This is a genomic window from Endozoicomonas sp., from assembly GCF_965196975.1.
In the GTDB taxonomy this organism is placed as follows: domain Bacteria; phylum Pseudomonadota; class Gammaproteobacteria; order Pseudomonadales; family Endozoicomonadaceae; genus Endozoicomonas.
The window spans coordinates 683,490-701,147 of sequence record NZ_OZ239981.1 but is presented as its reverse complement, the minus strand read 5'-3'; the positions used below and the strand labels follow the sequence as shown (position 1 = coordinate 701,147).

17 protein-coding genes are annotated in these 17,658 nt (G+C 49.8%); 6 read left to right on the top strand and 11 right to left on the bottom strand.

The window, feature by feature from the left end; genetic code table 11:
- Window positions 1-14 precede the first annotated feature (14 nt).
- Both ACOCLE_RS03105 and ACOCLE_RS03100 read left to right on the top strand, forming a co-directional pair.
- Window positions 15-344, top strand: coding sequence for an antibiotic biosynthesis monooxygenase family protein (locus ACOCLE_RS03105; protein WP_419535472.1), 330 nt, complete (start codon window positions 15-17; stop codon window positions 342-344).
- 44 nt (window positions 345-388) lie between these two features.
- Window positions 389-757: a DUF2069 domain-containing protein gene (locus ACOCLE_RS03100; RefSeq protein WP_020584808.1), complete on the top strand. Its 369-nt coding sequence runs from the start codon at window positions 389-391 to the stop codon at window positions 755-757.
- A gap of 103 nt (window positions 758-860) precedes the next feature.
- Here ACOCLE_RS03100 and ACOCLE_RS03095 read toward each other — a convergent pair whose 3' ends face one another.
- The 4 genes from ACOCLE_RS03095 to ACOCLE_RS03080 form a co-directional block, all read right to left on the bottom strand.
- Complete coding sequence (locus tag ACOCLE_RS03095) at window positions 861-1,643, bottom strand: siderophore-interacting protein (RefSeq protein WP_419535471.1); 783 nt, start codon at window positions 1,641-1,643, stop codon at window positions 861-863.
- Between the two features lie 137 nt (window positions 1,644-1,780).
- Entirely contained in the window at window positions 1,781-2,542 is a 762-nt protein-coding gene (locus ACOCLE_RS03090) for an ABC transporter ATP-binding protein (RefSeq protein ID WP_419535470.1), read from the bottom strand.
- A gap of 10 nt (window positions 2,543-2,552) precedes the next feature.
- Entirely contained in the window at window positions 2,553-3,518 is a 966-nt protein-coding gene (locus ACOCLE_RS03085; protein WP_419535469.1) for an iron chelate uptake ABC transporter family permease subunit, read from the bottom strand.
- A complete protein-coding gene (locus tag ACOCLE_RS03080) occupies window positions 3,511-4,518 on the bottom strand; it encodes an ABC transporter permease (RefSeq protein ID WP_419535468.1) in 1,008 nt (335 codons plus the stop codon). The genes ACOCLE_RS03085 and ACOCLE_RS03080 overlap by 8 nt, the downstream gene beginning before the upstream one ends.
- Before the next feature lie 74 nt (window positions 4,519-4,592).
- Between ACOCLE_RS03080 and tnpC (ACOCLE_RS03075) the strand changes: the two genes are divergently transcribed.
- Window positions 4,593-6,098, top strand: a complete 1,506-nt coding sequence (gene tnpC, locus ACOCLE_RS03075; protein WP_419532963.1) for an IS66 family transposase — start codon at window positions 4,593-4,595, stop codon at window positions 6,096-6,098.
- A gap of 44 nt (window positions 6,099-6,142) precedes the next feature.
- On the opposite strand, the gene ACOCLE_RS03070 is transcribed toward tnpC (ACOCLE_RS03075), so the two are convergent.
- Window positions 6,143-7,093: a siderophore ABC transporter substrate-binding protein gene (locus tag ACOCLE_RS03070; protein ID WP_419535467.1), complete on the bottom strand. Its 951-nt coding sequence runs from the start codon at window positions 7,091-7,093 to the stop codon at window positions 6,143-6,145.
- Window positions 7,094-7,368: 275 nt separating this feature from the next.
- Here ACOCLE_RS03070 and ACOCLE_RS03065 point away from each other — a divergent pair, with 275 nt between their 5' ends.
- The 3 genes from ACOCLE_RS03065 to ACOCLE_RS03055 all read left to right on the top strand — a co-directional run bounded on the left by ACOCLE_RS03065 (window position 7,369) and on the right by ACOCLE_RS03055 (window position 10,943).
- Window positions 7,369-8,337, top strand: coding sequence for a TonB-dependent receptor plug domain-containing protein (locus tag ACOCLE_RS03065; RefSeq protein WP_419535466.1), 969 nt, complete (start codon window positions 7,369-7,371; stop codon window positions 8,335-8,337).
- An 85-nt stretch (window positions 8,338-8,422) separates the two neighbouring features.
- A complete protein-coding gene (gene tnpC / locus ACOCLE_RS03060) occupies window positions 8,423-9,928 on the top strand; it encodes an IS66 family transposase (RefSeq protein ID WP_419532963.1) in 1,506 nt (501 codons plus the stop codon).
- Entirely contained in the window at window positions 9,918-10,943 is a 1,026-nt protein-coding gene (locus ACOCLE_RS03055; RefSeq protein ID WP_419535465.1) for a TonB-dependent receptor domain-containing protein, read from the top strand. The genes tnpC (ACOCLE_RS03060) and ACOCLE_RS03055 overlap by 11 nt, the downstream gene beginning before the upstream one ends.
- A gap of 65 nt (window positions 10,944-11,008) precedes the next feature.
- On the opposite strand, the gene ACOCLE_RS03050 is transcribed toward ACOCLE_RS03055, so the two are convergent.
- The 6 genes from ACOCLE_RS03050 to ACOCLE_RS03025 form a co-directional block, all read right to left on the bottom strand.
- Window positions 11,009-13,081, bottom strand: coding sequence for a hypothetical protein (locus ACOCLE_RS03050; protein WP_419535464.1), 2,073 nt, complete (start codon window positions 13,079-13,081; stop codon window positions 11,009-11,011).
- A gap of 51 nt (window positions 13,082-13,132) precedes the next feature.
- Window positions 13,133-13,849, bottom strand: coding sequence for a DnaA regulatory inactivator Hda (hda, locus tag ACOCLE_RS03045; protein ID WP_419535463.1), 717 nt, complete (start codon window positions 13,847-13,849; stop codon window positions 13,133-13,135).
- A 253-nt stretch (window positions 13,850-14,102) separates the two neighbouring features.
- Entirely contained in the window at window positions 14,103-15,182 is a 1,080-nt protein-coding gene (locus tag ACOCLE_RS03040) for an AI-2E family transporter (protein ID WP_419535462.1), read from the bottom strand.
- A 33-nt stretch (window positions 15,183-15,215) separates the two neighbouring features.
- The gene (locus tag ACOCLE_RS03035; RefSeq protein WP_419537142.1) at window positions 15,216-15,782 is read right to left on the bottom strand and encodes a CDP-alcohol phosphatidyltransferase family protein; all 567 of its coding nucleotides are present in this window, start codon (window positions 15,780-15,782) and stop codon (window positions 15,216-15,218) included.
- Between the two features lie 183 nt (window positions 15,783-15,965).
- Window positions 15,966-17,072, bottom strand: coding sequence for a DUF2066 domain-containing protein (locus ACOCLE_RS03030; protein ID WP_419535461.1), 1,107 nt, complete (start codon window positions 17,070-17,072; stop codon window positions 15,966-15,968).
- A 272-nt stretch (window positions 17,073-17,344) separates the two neighbouring features.
- Window positions 17,345-17,617 (bottom strand): hypothetical protein, encoded by a 273-nt coding sequence (locus ACOCLE_RS03025; RefSeq protein WP_419535460.1) that lies wholly within the window; start codon window positions 17,615-17,617, stop codon window positions 17,345-17,347.
- Window positions 17,618-17,658: the final 41 nt, after the last annotated feature.

The following is a 17,658-nucleotide window of genomic DNA, read 5'->3' as shown; positions in this document are numbered from 1 at the left end:
TAGCAGGGCCTGACATGTTCATAGCAGTATATGAATTTGAGATTAAACAAGGCACTGAGGCCGAGTTTCGCAAAGCGTGGCTGGAAGTGACCAAAGTCATTTACCAGCAATGTGGAAGCTTTGGCTCAAGACTACATACTTCGGACGACCCGAGCATTCTGGTCGGCTATGCTCAATGGCCAAGTCGAGAGCAGTGGGAAAAAGATCATGAGCTGACCGATGCCGTTTATCTTGTGGCCCGTCAGAAAATGAAAGACTGTCTTGTTCAGTCAAAGACCGTCTACAAGCTGGAAGTGAGTGATGACTATCTGCAGGCGTATTCAGCAACAGCAACATGCGCCTGATCATTGTCCCTGCGAACCCTAACAAGAGATGAACATAAATAACAATGCAGCAAAAAGCTAACCGGATCTATCAAGTCTGCCTGGCACTCTATGCAGGTCTGATTCTCTCTCTGCTGGCAGAGACCTGGTGGTTGAACCCTCCACAGGGCTCCATCCTGGGTATATCCGCTCTGCAGTTACTGCCCTTACTGCTGCCTCTTCCCGGCCTTTTGAAACGAGGTTTGAAAGCAGCATCCTGGCTCTGCTTTATCCTCTGTTTTTATTTCATCAGTGGTGTTCTTGATGCCTGGTTCCGTCCGGAACAACCTCAGGGCTGGCTGATCACCGGATTCAGTGTCCTGTTATTTATCGGTTCCATGGTGTTTATCCGCTGGCAGGCTCAGGCCAATAGAGCCCGTTTAGCCGAGAGTTAATACTGTTAAAACAGAGTCAGGCTCGTTCCCTTTTCGTCTGGGCCTGACCTTTTTCTGGTTAGTTACTTAGTACCTGCTGACGTTTCGTTGCGAGCTCAGCGGATCAAACTCCCTCTTTTGCAGCGTCCTGGCCTTTAATGACCTTGTGCTCTTCTTCAGAAATCCCCTGTTTCCAGTAACTGCTGATATAGAGCCTTTCCCGGGGAACTGCACGCTCCACTTTCAACAGCTGGCGAATTTCCCGCATGGCAGAAAACTCACAGGCGCACCAGGCAGAAACATTCCCTTCCGGCCAGGGCTGGTTACGAACGGCAGACAGGAAATTATCACGGCCTGTGACCCAGATAACCTCCATACCTTCCGGGGCCACCAGCTGCTGCTGATCACTACTGTCCAATAGTTCAATAATTGCGACCCCTCTGGCCCCGGTGGGTAACTGCTCAAGGTTGCAGCTGATGGCAGGCAGCGCGGTCATATCACCAGCCATAAAGAACCACTCCCCATCGGGGTTGATCAGTTTGATATCCCCAGGGCCCGCAATACAGATCGTATCACCGGGCTGGCAATTCCGGGCCCAGCGTGAGGCAGGTCCGGAGTGACCATCACAACCGTGCAGGACAAAATCAACGGTCATCTCCAGATGCTCAGCATTGAAGGCGCGGATGGTATACGTTCGCATCACTGGCTTGTCACCATTAAGCCCCTCCAAAGTAGCGATATCCGCTACCGGTGCACCATCGGGCATAAACAGCAGTTTGATATAACCGCTTGCGCAGTTAACCGGAAAGTCGGCCAATGAAGGGCCAGAGAGCACCACTCTCTGCATATTGGTGGTCAGTCGGGTCGTGCTTGTTACGGTGAGCTGACGCAGTTCACGCTTTGCCATAAAACAACCTTGTGTATTTTGTATCAGAATCGTTCCAGAGTAGATCGCTTCTCGCTGCCCGCCTCCCGGTGCCCGTAAAGCATTTTTCTTATCTTTTTCGGGCACCGGGAAGCGGGAAGCGGACGGCGAAAAAAAACTCAACTGTTGTAATAGAGACAGATGCGCTGATTGCCAATTTCCTGAATGTCAAAGGGGATCTCGTAGATGGACTCCATCACCTCTTTGCAGACCACCTCTGCCACGGTGCCCTCCTTGATGACCTCTCCCTGTTTCATGGCAACGATTCGATCCGAATAGCAGGAAGCAAAATTGATGTCGTGGATAACAATCACCACGGCCTTATTCAGCTTATGGGCCAGATCCCGCAGGGTGTGCATAATCTCAACCGAGTGCTTGATGTCGAGATTATTCAGCGGCTCATCCAGGAACACGTAATCAGTGTCCTGGGCAACCACCATGGCAATAAACGTCATTTGTCGTTGACCACCACTGAGTTCATCAATATAACGATTCTGAAAATCAGTAATGCCAAGGTGTTCGAGTGCATTATCAATAATTTTATTATCATTATCGTTCAACCTTCCCTGAGTGTGGGGGAAGCGACCAAACGACACTAATTCCCGTATGGTAAAGCGCATATTTATGCTGTTGGACTGCCGCAGCACGGCCAGATGCCGGGCCAGCTCACGGGTATCCCACTGAGCCAGCAGTTTGTCACCGATCAGAACCTCACCCGCATCACTGCCGGTCAATCGGCTGGCCATGGACAGCAACGTGCTCTTACCCGCTCCGTTAGGCCCAATAACCGAGGTAACTTCCCCTTTCGGAAAGAGTGCACTGGCATCCCTGACCACAAAGGTCTTACCGTATTTTTTGGATAATCCGGTTAACTTGATCACGCCGTTACCCTTAATTGATTCGGTTGCGCATCAGCAGAAAAAGAAAGTAGGAACCACCTGCCAGATTGATTAACACACTGATGGTGGTCTGGAACGTCAGCACATTTTCCACAAACCACTGACCAGCAATGAGCAACAACACCGCCAGCAAACTGCTGGCCAGGATCAAGGTACGGTGCCGGTAGCTGTTAAACAGTTCACGGGTCAGGCTGACAACGATCAGGCCCAGGAACAATACCGGCCCTACTAGCGCAGTAGCAATGGAAACCATCACGGTGACCAGCACCATAATACGCCGGGTAATCCGGACCGGGTCGAGTCCAAGACTGGTGGCGTTGTCGGTGCCCAGCCACAGGACATCCAGCTGACGGGAGTAAAACATAAACCCGGCAAGACACAGGGCCAGCGGCAAGGTACTCAGGTAGACCAGTTCCCCATTGATATTGTTGAAACTCGCGAACATGGCATCCTGAACATTGGTGAATTCGTTGGGGTCGATCACCATGGTCAGAAAATCAGTCACGCTGCTGAACAGGCTGCCACAGATAATGCCGATCAGAATCAGGGTAAAGATATTGCGTCCCAGACGTTTAAAATAAAAATAAAACAGCAGCAGCGAGAAGCCGATCATCACGGAACAGGACAGGATAAAATTAACCATCGGGCTGGTGATCCAGGCGTGAGCACTGCCAAGCGCTACAACAAACAGCACCTGAATCAGCACATAGAGGTTATCGAAACCAAGGATCGATGGGGTCAGAATACGGTTGTTGGTGATGGTCTGGAAGACCAGGGAGGATGTTGCAATCGCGATGGCTGCCAGGATAATCGCCAGCACTTTGGGAAAACGCAGGGAGAGAAAAAACTGATAATTGTCGATAGTCAGCCCCTGTCCGATAAACCAGGCAATCATGGCTAAACAGCCAAGGGTGAGCAGAGCTATTTTGACAGCATCCCGTCTGGCTGAATCACGCATTGGCCTTGTCCCTCAGCACCAGATAGATAAATACGCCACCTCCAAAAATGCTGATAATCAGGGAGACGGGCATCTCATAGGGGAAAATCACCAGTCGCCCGAGGATATCGCAGGCCAGCACGAGCACCACGCCCCAGTAGGCGGTCCAGGGCAGGATCTTCTTCATGTTGTCCCCCATAAACAGCGACACAATATTGGGGACGATCAGGCCAAGAAAGGGAATAACACCGACAATCATTACCACGGAGGCGGAACTGACCGCCACCAGCGCCACACCAATCAGAACAATCTTCTCAAAATCAAGACCAATATTTCTGGCAAAGCTCTCGCCGATACTGGCAGCACTGAACTGGCTGGCATAGAGGTAGGCCAGCACACAGACCGGAACGGCAAGATAAAGCACCTCGTAACTGCCCTGCAGAACACTGGCAAAATTGGCGGTGGTCCAGGCAGACATGGACTGGGTCAGGTCAAATCGATAGGCGAAAAATGTCGTCAGTGCCGAGACCACATTCCCGAACATAATGCCAATCAATGGTACCAGCACCGCGTTTTTGAACTGCAGGCGCTGCAGGAACTTAACAAATATCATGGTACCGGAAACGGCAAAGGCAAAGATTACGCCCAGCAGTGTCCATTGGGATGCATCGCTGAACAGCACCAGTCCAACCACGTAGCCCAGCAGAGCACAGTCGATGGTGCCGACGGTTGAAGGTGAGGCAAAACGGTTCTGGGTGACCTGCTGCATAATCAGGCCGGCAACACTGAGGCCAGCCCCAGCCAGAACAATAGCCAACAGCCTGGGAATACGACTGACCAGAGTGATCGACCAGGTCTGCTGATCACCACTGAGCAGGCTGGCCAGGGAGATATCCGCCACCCCGATAAACAGTGAAACTGCTGCGATCAAAAGCAGAATCAGCCCGGCCAGTAATCGTTTATAGAAGAACATACTGATGCGAAATTCAAAAACAGTGATCAACGTGTAACTATTCAGCACCCTTCATATAAATCTGGAATTTTCTGATTTTTCGACCATCATCTTATACTCAATTTTTCTAACAAATCTCCAGTATGGAACCAGACTTCCCAGCTACTCCGTTTACCGAAGCTCTCCTTAAAGAGAATGAAGAGCTTCGGACCGAGAATGCGCTTTTACGGGAACGTTGCAGCGAACTGGAAGAAAGGGTTAATAAAAACAGTCAAAACAGTAGTAAGCCACCATCGTCAGATGGTTATCAAAAGCCCAGTAAAAAAGGGAGTGATAAAGGTGATACATCTTCCAAAGAAGCCCCCTGCTCCTCACAGGAAACACCTAACCCCAAAAGCCTTAGACCATCTTCAGGCAATAAACCAGGTGGCCAGAAAGGTCATCAAGGCTCTTGTTTGAGACGTGTCGCCTTACCCGATTATGTCAGGCATCTGAAGGTTGAAAAATGTTGCTGTTGCCAGTCTTCGCTTATCGATATTAAACCCACCAAATACATTGAGCGACAGGTTTTTGATCCAGGTAGACCCGGAGAATTTGAAGTTACCGCGTACTGGGCAGACGTTAAAGTATGTCCTTGTGGTAAACGGAACACCGCTGAGTTTCCCCAAGGAGTGAAAGCCGCTGCTCAATACGGAGAAGTGACTCAGGCAATGGCTGTTCATTTAAACCAGTATCACTTCATCCCATATCACCGGGTGTCTGAGTATTTCAATACTATTTATTGCATGAGTGTCAGCGCAGGCTCTGTTGCCAATTTTGTTGCCTATACCCATGAGAACCTGGCCTCTACTGAGCAGAGTATCCGCGATGCTTTACAAGAAAGTCCGGTTGCAGGAGCGGATGAAACTGGCATGCGGGTTGACGGTTCACTGTGGTGGTTACACATTATGCGAGATGACCAATGGACGCTTTACTACCTCTCAGAAAGGCGAGGTTGTGAAGCAATGGATGCAATGGGCATCCTGCTGACTTTTGCAGGCATTCTGGTTCACGATCATTGGAAGTCCTACTTTGCCTATGCGGCAGTGCATGTGCTTTGTAATGCCCATCATCTGAGAGAGCTTCAGGGAGTTGTCGATAGGGATGCGAATAAGCTGGCTCTGCGGCTGATGAAATTGCTTACGCTCTCCTGGCACTTCTGCAAGAAATACAAAGCAGCCGGTCTGACTCAAATGCCTGGTGCAATACAGCTTCGCATTGAGACGATATACGACCAAATCCTTCAAAGGGCTCTCACGAAGGAAACCGCTTATATGGAAAAACAACGACAGGTGCTTGGACGTAAGAAGGTCAGGAATACCAAGGCCTACAACCTGTTCAAAAGGCTTATTGAGTTTAAGGTTGAAACGTTGCGCTTCATGTCGGACTTTTCAATTCCCTTCGATAACAATGGCAGTGAACGTGATGCCAGGATGGCCAAACTTAAGCAGAAGATCTCAGGCTGCTTCAGAAGCGAAGACGGAGGTACCATGTTTACCCGAATCCGAAGCTATTTATCATCTGCTAAAAAGCAGGGGTTGAACATATTTCAGGCGCTTCTTAAAGCGGTTCGAAATTACAACAATACGCCTTTGCTGGGTGCTGAATAGTTACATCAACGTTTGGAAAAGCGCGCCCTATGGCACGCCAGGCGTTAGTTCAAAGCCTTCCGGATATCAGCAATGATATTGGCAGTCCCGGTAACGCCTCCGCTGGTGATGTACCAGGCACCAGGATTTACGAAGACAATTTTATGGTTCCTTGCTGCCGGGGTCGCATTCACCAGCGGGTTATTGAATGCAGCCCTGGCATTGCCATTGGCATTGCCGATGGCCTGATCGCGATCCAGTACAAACATGACATCAGGCGCTGTGGCAGCGATGTACTCAAAAGAAACCAGATTGCCATGGGCGCCTTTGGTGGCTTTCAGGCCTTTGGTCTCTTCTTCACTGGGGAAGGCTTCAGCAAAGCCAAACTCGTGAAACACCAGCGAAAATCGGCTGTTCTTATCGTACATGGCGATATTGCCACCATTATTCATGACCATCATGGCATTCAGCCGGGCCGCCTGAACCTGACTGTGCAGCGTTTCAAGCTCGCTGCCGGTCTTCTGAATCAGAGTTTCAACCTGCTCTTCACGATTAAACAGTTTACCCAGCATACGCCAGTTTTTCTGAGTGTCCTCCCAGTAATGGCCATCCATCGGGTAGAGCATGACGGTGGGGGCGATTCTGCTGAGGTCATCGTACAGACGCAGCATACGCGTTTCAGCAATAATGATATCCGGCTTCAGGGTGTAGATGGTTTCGTAATCCGGTTCCTTCAGGGAGCCCACATTGGTGCTGCTGTTCTCGTATTTTTTCAGATAATCCGGCAAAAGCCCCTGGGGCGTACCAACCGGCTGAATGCCCAGACTGTCCAGAATATCCAGGCTGCTCAATCCAAGTACCACCACCCGCTTTGGCGTGCCATCCAGAGTCACCGTTCCCTTATAATGATTGACTTCCAGAGCGTTGGCCTGAGCTGGCAGTACCATTGACAACATGAACATGCCGACCATAAAAACGGCAACTGTCTTTTTTATCAATCCCAGAATTGACGTCATGATGATCGGTGACTCCGCATAAAACCGCCAGTTTTGATGACAAGACAAGCTTAAAACTTAATCTTACTAAAAACGATTCGCATTAAATGATAATTATTCCTATTTAGCAATAGTGGACATCCCTTTCGTTGACCGATGTCACCAGAGCTCGGAAGCCAGATAAAGAAACGACCCGCTTTTTTATATCTTTTCAATATGTTGACCTTAATTGCGAATGAGAATAACTTTCATTCGCCTTTATATCAAGTACCCAACTTATCATCAGGATGTATTCTATGCAGCGGTTTATGGGGCGGCACAGTCTCTTGTTTTCAGCCATGGTAGTGGCTATGCCAGTAATGGCAGAAAACAGTCACTATGGCTCACCACTGGTATTCGATCAGGTGGTGGTCACGGCCACCAAAACTGAAAACAGCCTGGCCGATGCCCCGGCCTCCATGTCGGTGATTACCAGTGAAGAGATTCAGTCCCAGCCAACCCTGGCTCTGAACGATATCGTCAAACAGTCGGTGGGGGTCGAAAGCCGAAAAGAAGGCGGCCGGGCTGGCCGGGAAACCATCAGCATCCGGGGCATGAGCAGTGACTACACGCTGATTATGGTCAATGGCCGGAAAATGAGTTCTTCAAATGCTGTTGTCCGAGGTAATGACTTTGACCTGTCAGCCATTCCTCAGGACAGTATTGAACGGATCGAGATTATCCGTGGCCCCATGTCCGCTCTCTATGGTTCAGAAGCTCTGGGTGGCGTGGTGAATATCATCACCAAACAGCCTGATAATGAATGGCGCAGTACACTGAGCGGCGACTTCTCAACGCCAGGGGACGGTAATGGAGGTGAAGAAACCATTCTCGGCCTCAATACCGGCGGTGCCCTGATAGAAGACCAGCTGTATCTCAACCTCTCGATCAATAAAAGCGACCGGGATAAATGGCAACCCTACAGCGACAGTACTGGCTTCAGTTACGATCGCTCCACTGTCACGGCGCTGGAAGAACGGGACACCCTGAATCTGACCGGTGCCCTGAACTGGTTTATTAATGAGAACCAGGCATTGGATCTGGATATTGCCTATAGCAATGATAAACGTGAGGGCAATATTGAGTCTTCCAAGGGGCTGACGCCAACTGACCAGAAAGTAAAGCGTAACAGTGCGGCACTGACCCACAGTGGCGACTGGCACTGGGGAGAAACACAGCTGCGCTACTATCGGGAAGAAGTTAAGATCGGAGAACAGAATTTGTAACTATTCAGCACCCTTCATATAAATCTGGAATTTTCTGATTTTTCGACCATCATCTTATACTCAATTTTTCTAACAAATCTCCAGTATGGAACCAGACTTCCCAGCTACTCCGTTTACCGAAGCTCTCCTTAAAGAGAATGAAGAGCTTCGGACCGAGAATGCGCTTTTACGGGAACGTTGCAGCGAACTGGAAGAAAGGGTTAATAAAAACAGTCAAAACAGTAGTAAGCCACCATCGTCAGATGGTTATCAAAAGCCCAGTAAAAAAGGGAGTGATAAAGGTGATACATCTTCCAAAGAAGCCCCCTGCTCCTCACAGGAAACACCGAACCCCAAAAGCCTTAGACCATCTTCAGGCAATAAACCAGGTGGCCAGAAAGGTCATCAAGGCTCTTGTTTGAGACGTGTCGCCTTACCCGATTATGTCAGGCATCTGAAGGTTGAAAAATGTTGCTGTTGCCAGTCTTCGCTTATCGATATTAAACCCACCAAATACATTGAGCGACAGGTTTTTGATCCAGGTAGACCCGGAGAATTTGAAGTTACCGCGTACTGGGCAGACGTTAAAGTATGTCCTTGTGGTAAACGGAACACCGCTGAGTTTCCCCAAGGAGTGAAAGCCGCTGCTCAATACGGAGAAGTGACTCAGGCAATGGCTGTTCATTTAAACCAGTATCACTTCATCCCATATCACCGGGTGTCTGAGTATTTCAATACTATTTATTGCATGAGTGTCAGCGCAGGCTCTGTTGCCAATTTTGTTGCCTATACCCATGAGAACCTGGCCTCTACTGAGCAGAGTATCCGCGATGCTTTACAAGAAAGTCCGGTTGCAGGAGCGGATGAAACTGGCATGCGGGTTGACGGTTCACTGTGGTGGTTACACATTATGCGAGATGACCAATGGACGCTTTACTACCTCTCAGAAAGGCGAGGTTGTGAAGCAATGGATGCAATGGGCATCCTGCTGACTTTTGCAGGCATTCTGGTTCACGATCATTGGAAGTCCTACTTTGCCTATGCGGCAGTGCATGTGCTTTGTAATGCCCATCATCTGAGAGAGCTTCAGGGAGTTGTCGATAGGGATGCGAATAAGCTGGCTCTGCGGCTGATGAAATTGCTTACGCTCTCCTGGCACTTCTGCAAGAAATACAAAGCAGCCGGTCTGACTCAAATGCCTGGTGCAATACAGCTTCGCATTGAGACGATATACGACCAAATCCTTCAAAGGGCTCTCACGAAGGAAACCGCTTATATGGAAAAACAACGACAGGTGCTTGGACGTAAGAAGGTCAGGAATACCAAGGCCTACAACCTGTTCAAAAGGCTTATTGAGTTTAAGGTTGAAACGTTGCGCTTCATGTCGGACTTTTCAATTCCCTTCGATAACAATGGCAGTGAACGTGATGCCAGGATGGCCAAACTTAAGCAGAAGATCTCAGGCTGCTTCAGAAGCGAAGACGGAGGTACCATGTTTACCCGAATCCGAAGCTATTTATCATCTGCTAAAAAGCAGGGGTTGAACATATTTCAGGCGCTTCTTAAAGCGGTTCGAAATTACAACAATACGCCTTTGCTGGGTGCTGAATAGTTACCAGAATTTCACGGAAAACCAACGGGAATATGCCACTGAAACGACGGATACCATTGATGGCTCCGGGTCTACAGACATAGGAAACCACCGTCTGACGTTTGGCGGCGAGATCAGTAAAAACGAGCTGGATAATCCCCGTGACTTTCTGGAAACCGGTAAGGCTGATGTCACCGAGAAAGCGCTGTTTGTGCAGGATGAGTGGCAATTGGCCAAGACCTGGACACTTACCTATGGCACCCGACTCGACCACCATGAAAACTTCGGATCAGAATACAGCCCCCGTGCCTATCTGGTTCATAAGGTCACTGATAACCTGATCATCAAAGGAGGGGCTGGCAAGGCATTCAAGGCGCCTTCCCTGCGGCAATTAAGCGAAGAATACCGCCTGAGCAGCTGTAAGGGAGGCTGCTGGATCAAAGGCAACCCGAATCTGAAACCTGAAACCAGTACCAGTTATGAGCTAGCGTCCAATTACCGACAGGACACCTGGGAAATGGAAGCCGCCCTGTTCCAGAATGATGTCAAAAACCTGATTGAGCGTGATTTCGATAAACTGCTTGGCCAGGAGGATGGACGTGACGTCTACACCTACAAAAACACAGCAAAAGCCAAGATCAGAGGCCTTGAGTTGTCGGGTCGGATTGCCCTTACCCGTGCCCTCTCCCTGAACGGTAACTTCACTTACACCGATGCCAAGGATGAAACCACTGGTGAAGACCTGAACAATCGACCACGCCACAATGCCAATGTGAAACTGAACTGGCAGTCCATGGAGAAACTGACCACCTTTATCCGTGCAGGCTACACCGGTGACCAGTCACTGAACAGCACGGTGGATCTGAACGGATACTGGACTGCTGACCTGGGCGCCAATTACCAGATGACGGAATCGCTGACACTCCGTGCCGGTATCACCAACCTGACGGATAAGAGCCTTCCCCACAGCGCCGAAGTGCTGGGCTACAGCGAAGACCCAAGAACCTGGTATGCAGGCTTCACCGCTAAATTCTGAGATATAACGATGGTTTCAGTGGAGAGTTCCTCTGCTGAAACCTCGCTGTCTCTCCATACTGCGCATCAGTGAAGCGTTATTAATGAGTAGGGCTCACTCTCTTTTTGCTCTGGGCTGGAGGATAACGTCAACTCAACACGCCCGGAATCGATGCCAATCCTGTCCATCTCTTTTTTCAGGTAGTCGAACCGGGCCTTTTGTAATTTTCCTATTTGATCAGGCGCCTTTGGCCAATTTTTCAGCAACCACTGTTCGGCCTTTTGGACGCGTTGTTCTGGTGACTGTGCACCCACTTCAGGAATCTTCTGGTGCTGCCGTGTCGCCAGATACATCTGCTCCATTAACGTTGCCCGTACTTTGGGCGGAATGGAAGCGGCATCAGAAGGTTCCGCTGAACTTGTTGCGGAGTATAACTCCTGCAACGCCTCTTCCAGTTCATGACGAGACAGTTCTGGTCCGTCCTGAGATTCAGAGACATTCACATCAACCAATAGGGATAATTCGGGCCGTTGAGCCAGAACCTTTTTCAGGTATTCCAGGTTTGTGAGTGACAACTCCGTCAATGTCGCTTTTCCAGCTTCATGATGAAGCTCAGGTTTAAGTTCATGACCTGTCGACTGGGAAAGGTAGTCGAAGGGTTCACTGGCAATGGTCATAAAACGCTGCCCAATCGCCAGATAGATACGCTTAGGTAATGGCGTATCCGATTTACCGGGCTTAATGGAAAAAGGGACAACGGCTTTACCCGATGTATCCGTTATCAGGGCTTTTAATAAGTTGATGGATGAAATCGGCGGGTCATTTGAGATCTTCTTTGTCTTCCAGTCCGAAATATCAACCTGCCCCGCATGTTTCTGGCTGCTGTAGCTCAGATCAAACCGGGTGTCCTGCATAGTATAACCGGCAAAGACCGAGTATTGTTTTAAAGGCCCTGCCAGACGGGCATTGTTAAGCTGGAAGGTAAAATCATTATCAGAGCCGGATAATTGCCCACTCAACTGAACATTCCCGACATTGGCCAGTGCTGCATTCGCCTGATACTTCCAGATAGCTTTTTCCTTACCCTTCTTCAAAGCAGGCTTTGCAACCAAACTTCCATTTACGTTTTCAAATACCCAGGGAGAATGGCCACGTTCAAGTTCAAGGCGACTGTCGTTAATCGAAAGCGAAGTAATGACAGCAGGTAAGCTTTGCTGTAACTGAACCGGGAAGCGAATCACCTCTCCTGTCACTGTTTCGGGCACTCTCAGGTCAAGTCCTGAAACAGACAGTTCAGCGGTAGACTCCCCAGGATCATTGGCAACAAACAGAGCATTGTTCAGTTGCCACTGCTGCCATTCGGCAGACATTCCAGACAACTTTCCAGACAAGAGTAGCTGCCCACTTTGCCCTTCTGCATTGCCCTTCAAGATCAAGCCGTTTGGCTTATCCCAGGACAGTGATAATGCAGCACTCATTGTCCCTGAAAGACGGTCATTGGAGAGAAGCTCATTATCAAGCGCTGGCAATACCTTAAGGGGAATGGCCTTCATCAGCGTCGACAACGACAGATCGGCCAGCTGCAGCTCACCGCTCAGTAAACCCTCACTCACCTGATAAGAGCCAGCGAAATTCCAGTTTTCAGCACTATGGCTATCCAACTGAATCTTGAGTCTGTTGCCATCTTCTTTTGTGAGGGTCAGTTGATCAAAGCCAAGGGACTGCGCTATTCCAGTGACTGAGAGACGGCCGCTGTTGACGGACAGCACCTGGAACCAGTTGGGCAGGGTAAACACGATAAGGTCCGGATCAATCGCGATATTGGCACTGTCAAGTTCGATCGCACTGAGTGATTCGATGCTTTCACCCACCCAGGGACCCCACCAGTGGCGATAATTCAAAACAAAACTCAATCGCTCTGCACTGAGCTGAATGCCCTGCTCCTCGAACTCAACATCATTAACCGCAAGTGTTCGCTGCCATGGATCAAAAGCAATGTCTTTATCGATAAAGAGTTGCCCGGTCTGCTGATTCAGGCGGGTCAGCACCCGATCAGAAACCTGAGAAAACCAGAGCCACCCAGCCAGAAAGAGCCCCCCAAACAACAGGTAAGCGACCAAAGCGAATGGGTTAAGCAGCTGGCTCCTTTTGGTCGGCATGGTCAACTCTTCAAGAATGGAATAATACGATCAGCAGAGACAGTGCAGTATTCACCATCTCATGACTTCCTTAACAAAAGGAATGGTAAGCTTGCGCTTGGCACGCAGAGAAGCGCTGTCCAGTTTCTGCAACAAGGTAAACAGGTTGCCCATATCCCGGGAGCCGCGATGAATAATAAAACGGGCAACCTCATCACTCAGGTCAAAGCCACGGTAATGAGCACGGAGTTTCAGCGCTGAAACTTTGTCCCGGTCATCCAGAGGATGAACCTGAAAAACCATGCCCCAGCCCAGACGGGAAACCAGATCCTGAAGTTGAATACCCAAAGCCTTGGGAGGATTATCGGCCGCCACCAGAAAACGGGTCCGGGAGTCCCTGAGACGGTTAAACAGATCAAACAGCGCCTCTTCCCACTCATCGATACCGGCCACTTCGCCAATATCATCCAGGCAAACCAGCTGCAGTCGCTCAATGCCTTCCAGAAGCTTCGGGGAGTAGTAAACCAGCTCTTTCATCGGCAGATAAATGCTTCTGCCGCTGCGACGGTCTACCTGATGACAGGCGGCCTGAAGCAGATGACTGCAACCAACCCCTTTGGGGCCATAGAGGAAAATAAACTGTTCGGATTCGATGCCGGGAACCGATCTGTCCATATCCAGAAGATTGACCAACGTCTCGTTTCGCCCACTGTAGAAGTTGGCGAACGTGGCATCGTCTCTTAACTGGACACTGAGCGGTAGCTGCACAGGCAAACTCATAATGGACATCAAATCCGTAAAGGTAGTGTGAGTTCTCTTTTTCTGATCACTTCGTTACTGTCAATCGAACAGTTCCGCATACTGACAACAGAAACTGCAACGTTACAAAAGACAGGAACACAATAAAACCGTTCAATTATCAACCGGTATTGACGGATATCAATAGACCGGTCAATAAATCGATTTCAGCCCTATTTCGCAACCGCTTTTACCATATATAGACCGTTTTTTAAAAGAAAAAGAGTATGACAGCAAAAGTGTATCAGTCTTTCTCTTCAGCTGCTCCGGCATGATAAAGGTCACTGGCCTTATAGTTTCTATGCAGATGGCGCAAGAGTACCATAATTATTGCGGCCATGGGCAGAGCGATGAGCATTCCGACAAAACCAAACAGCTGCCCACCCGCCATCAAGGCAAAAATAACCGCTACGGGGTGCAGACCAATTTTATCACCCACCAGCAGAGGCGTCAGAACCCACCCCTCTAATGCCTGCCCCACCATAAAGACAACCACTACCAGCCCCATCCCCAGATAACCATCAAACTGGAAAAACGCGACAACCATTGCAGCAGCAAACCCCAGGACAAACCCCATGTAAGGGATTATGCTGGCCAGCCCTGCCAGCATACCAATCAGGATAGCGAACTGCAGTCCGATCATGGTCAGCCCCAGGCTGTATATGACCCCAAGCGCCAGCATGACCATCAGCTGCCCTTTAAGAAAGGCACCCAGCACTTCATCGCACTCATTCACCAGGGTCACCGCCACAGGCTCGACATTTCGTGGCAGCATCATTTTCAGGTTATCCACCATCTTGTCCCAGTCACGCAGCAGGTAAAAAGTCACCACGGGAATCAGGAACAGATTGGCCACAAACCCAATCAGCGCAATGGAGGACCTGGACACTGAAATCCCCAAACTGGCCAGCAGTCCACCGGCTTTCTGCCATTGCCCAGCCAGTCTTTTGGAGAGTTCACCAAAATCAAAAAGAGAAGGGTCAATCTCAATGTATTTTTGAATGTACGGAAGCGCATTTGTCTCAATCCAGGCTTCCCATACCGGCAGCAGGTGGATCACAGCCTTAATCTGATGGGCCAGTGTTGGAATCACCACCAGCAACGCCGTAATCAGTACGCCAAAGATCAGTAAAAAGACGCAAACCACAGCCAGAGTTCTGGACAGCCCTTTTGACTCGAGCCAGTCAGCCAGAGGGTCACCGAGATAAGCCAGCACCATACTGACGACAAAAGGCATCAGTACTGGCCCGAGAAAATGCACAACCAGGAAGAGTGCCAGCGCGACAATGGCAACCATATAGCGCTGATGAAGAGTAAGGTTCATCGTATGTGTCCTTGTGAAAAAGCGCCGTGCTGTCTAATGGCGTTTGCGGGCCCGGCATATCCCTTTTCGCCCCCACTCAACAACATACTGTAAACCACTGCCAACGGTAAACAGTGCAACCAGCGGCTGAAGAAGGATCACAGGCTTTGTATAGTTCAAAGCGGCTGAAACCAGGGCCGTCATTATCAGGCTGAGCTGAAGCAAAGTACACAGCTTACCCAGCAAACTGGGTTTAAACTGAATCGACCCGACAACCCACCGGTAAATAAAGGTTCCTGCAACAATGAGGACATCACGGCCAATCACCAGCAGCGTCAACCAGAGTGGGAAAACCTTAATGACGGTCAGTGATAGAAATGCAGTAACCAGAAGCACCTTATCCGCCAGAGGGTCCAGCATGGCACCAAAACGGCTTTGCCAACCATAACGCCTGGCCAGAAAACCATCCAGTGCATCCGATAACGCAGCAATGCCAAAAAGGGAAATGGTCCACACAGGCCTCTCCGACAGAATCGCCAGAGAAATAGGACCAGCTAACAGCAGGCGAATTATGGTCAATACATTAGGTAAATATTGAAACTTCACCGCAATACCCGACATCAGCTTCCGGAGCAAATGCCTTCTACCCGGGAAGCACCCTATTAATGAATGTGTATTTTTATTGTATTTATCAGACCGCATACCCTGCGGAGAAAGCGCCCTGTTCCAAAAAAGCGCTCATTGGCATCGATGCTGACCAGCATTCAAACCAGGAACACTGGTCAGGCATTGACCAAACCAGACTCATCGAGTCCAACGATAGACCAGTGCTGAAGGGGCGGTTGCCAGAGAGCCAGTATCACTGACACCCTGTGTGCCTTGAGAAACCGCCCGAAGATTACGACCCAGCGCCAGAGAGTCAGCAAGCTGGCTTTCAGAGCCATCAATCACCAGCTCCAACTCCACCGTAGTACCTGTCACCCGGTGAACAGCAACATCTCGGATGGCTGTCATGCGTTCAAGGTATTTGCTCAGGGCGGCGTAATCTTCCAGACTGGAGATATTCTCAACCATCAGCAGCGTCTTGCCACTGGCATCAGAGGCATTAATGGCATAATGCCGGGACAACGTCGTCCCCACCAGGTCAGCCGCCAGCTGGGTAACCCCAACGGCATCAAGGCCATTAACCGCCACAGACTGGCTGGCTCCACGGAATATCAGACTCAACCGACCATAAAAGAGTTCACCGTCCTGGGTTAAAGAACGTGATAATCGACCAGTCAGTATCGATTCAGAACCGTATCGACGGGATGCCTCCTGCAACTTGCCGGTAAAACCTCCCCAGACGTCAACGGTAGAAATGGCGGCTGCATCCTCAAAGTCCATTAATGGGAAGAGCAGAGGCAGCCCCCGGCCCTGAAAGCTCTCGGCAAACACCGTAGGAAAGGATCCTGAGGCATTGATGATGGAACGTCGGCCGCCATCTTCCACTGCCAGCCATACCAGTGTGGATGGACGGCTCTGCCCCCAGATGGCAACACCGGCACTGCGCAACAACCGGTTTATCGCTTTCTCGTCAAACGCCGCCTGAAAGTACTGCTGACGGTTCCCGGATGAGTCATCAGTACGGAAACCAAACTTACGGATGTACGTTTCCGGCTTACCCAGCGCCGTCTGAACCACACTGTTTGAAAGCACTTCGCGCTGCCCGGCCACTTTCACCAGCACATTGGCCAGAGCCTGACTCATCGCGTCGGCCCGCTCCTGATAACCCTGTCCGGCGACAGGCACGGCCTGACTGTATATCCCCTTAACCGTTGCCGCTTTGGCCATTCCAGGCAACACAGCCAGCACCAGCAGAGCAAACGCCAGACAGAGAGAATTACCCAGTGAACGAGTTGACATGGGCATAAATAGGCTCATCAAATGTTGATAGTAAGCGTTGCATCGCATAGCCACAGGCATCTAAGAAATCCTGTACGTAAAAATCAAATGAATGTAATTCTGCCATAAATCACACAAAAAATACTGCATTTACCAACACGTCGAGCCATAACAGGCTAAATCCTCCGCGGTTACCCGCCAGGCATACCTGACGAGGTTCTGTTGACATAAGATTCCTTTCTCAGCTCAAGCCAGAATATTTCTGGCTAGGCGCAAGGACGCAGGAATACCTGTGTCTTTCAAGTTCTTGTAACGACGACAGAAGTATTCTGGCTTGAGCCCTTCAGGTGGTCAGTAAAGCCGCCTTCCAGCATCGTTGAACTGGTTTGATGTAGAACCACTACACCTGCACCAGTTCGCCTTGTGGAATACGGCTTTACTGACCACTGAGTTTGGAACCTTATGTCAACAGAACCTAGTACTGATTTACCAAAAAAACGACCCGACATAGGCGACAATTCGGCAACAGCATTGCGATAAATACCGCACCCTCCTAGAATAGCCGCCTTCATCCACCCAAACCGTTTTGGACTGAACACAGCCTCAGGCCCGT

Bases quoted from the DNA above. Each gene is read 5' to 3' on its own strand.
- ACOCLE_RS03105 (WP_419535472.1), top strand. From the start codon at position 15: ATGTTCATAGCAGTATATGAATTTGAGATTAAACAAGGCACTGAGGCC.
- ACOCLE_RS03100 (WP_020584808.1), top strand. From the start codon at position 389: ATGCAGCAAAAAGCTAACCGGATCTATCAAGTCTGCCTGGCACTCTAT.
- ACOCLE_RS03095 (WP_419535471.1), bottom strand. From the start codon at position 1,643: ATGGCAAAGCGTGAACTGCGTCAGCTCACCGTAACAAGCACGACCCGA.
- ACOCLE_RS03085 (WP_419535469.1), bottom strand. From the start codon at position 3,518: ATGCGTGATTCAGCCAGACGGGATGCTGTCAAAATAGCTCTGCTCACC.
- tnpC (WP_419532963.1), top strand. From the start codon at position 4,593: ATGGAACCAGACTTCCCAGCTACTCCGTTTACCGAAGCTCTCCTTAAA.
- ACOCLE_RS03070 (WP_419535467.1), bottom strand. From the start codon at position 7,093: ATGACGTCAATTCTGGGATTGATAAAAAAGACAGTTGCCGTTTTTATG.
- ACOCLE_RS03065 (WP_419535466.1), top strand. From the start codon at position 7,369: ATGCAGCGGTTTATGGGGCGGCACAGTCTCTTGTTTTCAGCCATGGTA.
- tnpC (WP_419532963.1), top strand. From the start codon at position 8,423: ATGGAACCAGACTTCCCAGCTACTCCGTTTACCGAAGCTCTCCTTAAA.
- ACOCLE_RS03050 (WP_419535464.1), bottom strand. From the start codon at position 13,081: ATGCCGACCAAAAGGAGCCAGCTGCTTAACCCATTCGCTTTGGTCGCT.
- hda (WP_419535463.1), bottom strand. From the start codon at position 13,849: ATGTCCATTATGAGTTTGCCTGTGCAGCTACCGCTCAGTGTCCAGTTA.
- ACOCLE_RS03040 (WP_419535462.1), bottom strand. From the start codon at position 15,182: ATGAACCTTACTCTTCATCAGCGCTATATGGTTGCCATTGTCGCGCTG.
- ACOCLE_RS03035 (WP_419537142.1), bottom strand. From the start codon at position 15,782: ATGTCGGGTATTGCGGTGAAGTTTCAATATTTACCTAATGTATTGACC.
- ACOCLE_RS03030 (WP_419535461.1), bottom strand. From the start codon at position 17,072: ATGCCCATGTCAACTCGTTCACTGGGTAATTCTCTCTGTCTGGCGTTT.
- ACOCLE_RS03025 (WP_419535460.1), bottom strand. From the start codon at position 17,617: ATGAAGGCGGCTATTCTAGGAGGGTGCGGTATTTATCGCAATGCTGTT.